A 2,424-nucleotide genomic window follows, 5' to 3' on the forward strand; every position below is an offset into this window, starting at 1 on the left:
ATCTGGCTGAACTACCGACTGGCTGGCGCGCTGCGTCAGGCGGGGCAGCCCCGGGCGGCGGACCAGCAGATGGCAGCGATGGCGCAACGTCAACCTGGCGTACCGGCGCAGGCCTATGCTTATGCGCTCTATCTTTCCGGCAGCGGCCGTGCTGAAGAGGCGATGCGTCAGCTGCAGGCTTTGCCCGCCGCGAAGTGGGACGCGAACAGTAAAGCCTTAAATGACAGGCTGGAAACGGACCGGGTTATCGCTCGTGCCGAACAACTACGCGCCAACGGTCAGGAAAGTCAGGCGGTCGCCCTGCTGGGACAGCTGCCGCCTTCCAGCCGTATTGCCCTGACCAAAGCTGACTGGGCGCTGGCGAGAGGCGATGCGCAGCAGGCTCTGGCAGGCTACCGTGAGGTGCGTGAAAAAGAATCACAGAATAACGATGCGCTGCTGGGCGAAATTGAAGCGCTGGTGCTGCTGGGGGATTTGCCTGCCGCTAAACAGCGGTTACAGGCTTTATCGCCAGCCGTGGCGGGGGAGAGCGTCAACACGGGACGACGCGTAGCAAACGCAGCGCAAAGCGTGGGCGATACCGCTCGTGCCGCTACGCTGTATGGCCTGCTGAAACCCCGGGCCGCGCGGGAAATGCCTTCGCAAAGCAGCGCGCTGGTGTTTCGCGATGCCGCGAGGCTGGAAGCGGCGCAGCACAATCCTGCCGATGCGCAGTATGACTATCGCCAGGCGATGGTGGCCAGCGGGATTACTACTACTCTTCCGCAAAGCACCGAAGAGGCTACGCGGCTGACGCGTAACAATGAGCAGGACGACTGGCTGAAGCGCGGTATCCGCAGCGAAGCGGCCGATCTGGCGCGCCAGCAGGACACCACGCTGACGCTGGCAGAGGATTACGCCAGAAATAAAGGTACCGGCGGCATTTCTGATTTCACCGCACACACCACGATGGCTCAGGCGGAAACGCCGGTTGGTCGGGGGAAAGGCTGGCTGCGATTGGATAACGTCAATCTCTCGGCGGGCACTTTCTCTCCCAACAGTCTCGGCAACATTAATGAAAATTTCGGCAGCTGTGCCAATAATGACGCCACCTGTAACCGGGATTTCCGTCAGCATCAGAACGGCACCAGCGTCGGCGTTGGCTATACCAGCGACAAATGGTCGGCCGATATTGGCACCACGCCGCTGGGCTTTGAGGTCACTAACTGGGTGGGCGGTTTCACCTGGAACACCAGACTGAGCGATCTCGGCGTTTCGCTGACCGCTTCCCGCCGCCCTGTTTCCAGCTCGCTGCTGGCCTATGCAGGCGCGCGCGATCCTAATACCGCCAGCGGCAAAACCTGGGGCGGCGTGGTGGCGACCGGCGGAGCGGTAGGATTAAGCTACGATAAAGGCGGCGCGCACGGCGTCTGGGCCGACATCAGCGCCCATCAGCTTACCGGTGAAAACGTTAAGGACAACGCCCGCGAACGGCTGATGGTGGGTTATTACTATAAGCTTCTTAACGAGGACAACCGCCGCGCCACCGTAGGCCTGAACGGTATGTTATGGCACTACAGCCGTGACTTAAGCGACTATTCGCTTGGTCAGGGCGGCTACTACAGTCCTCAGACCTATAACTCGTTGTCTGTGCCGCTAACTTATCGGCAGCGTACGGAAAACTGGTCGTTCGATCTGGGCGGTTCAGTTTCCTGGTCCCATTCCCGCACGGGTGCACAGTCCCGCTATCCGCTGAATTTTGGGTCGCTGACCAGCGATAATCCGCAGGGTAACAGCAGCAGCAGTAGCGGATTCGGCTACACGCTGCAGGCCGCGGTAGAGCGTCGTCTGAGCGCGCACTGGACGCTGGGGCTGGGCATGGATATTCAGCAGGCGAAGGATTACACGCCCAGCCACGGCATGATTTATCTGCGTTATTCCATGGCGGGCTGGGAAGGGGATCTCGATATGCCGTTGCAGCCGTTAACGCCTTATGCGGACTTTAAATAGCGATCCCGGCCTGTTGTTGTGACCGTTAGCGCCTGAACTGAACATAACGATCCGGCAGGTAGTTGCGGCGTTAGCGCCTGGACGGGACATAGCGATTCGGCATGTGGTTACGGCGTTAGCGCCTGGACGGGACATAGCAATCCGGCATGTTGTTGCGGCTTTTAACGCCTCAGGCGGTCTGTAAATAGCGATCTATGCCGCCCGGACGCCGTTTTCCTATCGGAAAAGGCCTAATCGCCCCCCTGCCGCAAGGGATGACTTAACAAGCGCCTGTCATAGGATATACTCAGGGCTGTTTTTGCCGCCCCTTTGGCGGCAGTCAGCTTTGCGGAGAACAGGCTTGCGCGTTAGTCGTTCGTTAACGATAAAACAGATGGCGACGGTGTCCGGCGTCGCGGTGATCACCATTCTGATTTTTATCGTCATTCAGCTCTT

At 59.5% G+C, this 2,424-nt stretch carries 1 protein-coding gene; it reads left to right on the top strand.

The window, feature by feature from the left end; translation table 11 throughout:
• Window positions 1-1,989 (top strand): cellulose synthase complex outer membrane protein BcsC (gene bcsC / locus RTK32_RS13615; RefSeq protein ID WP_312044802.1); only part of this gene is annotated, 1,989 nt, incomplete at its 5' end.
• Between the last annotated feature and the right edge of the window lie 435 nt (window positions 1,990-2,424).

The organism is Erwinia sp. (assembly GCF_031978025.1).
Lineage (GTDB): Bacteria > Pseudomonadota > Gammaproteobacteria > Enterobacterales > Enterobacteriaceae > Erwinia.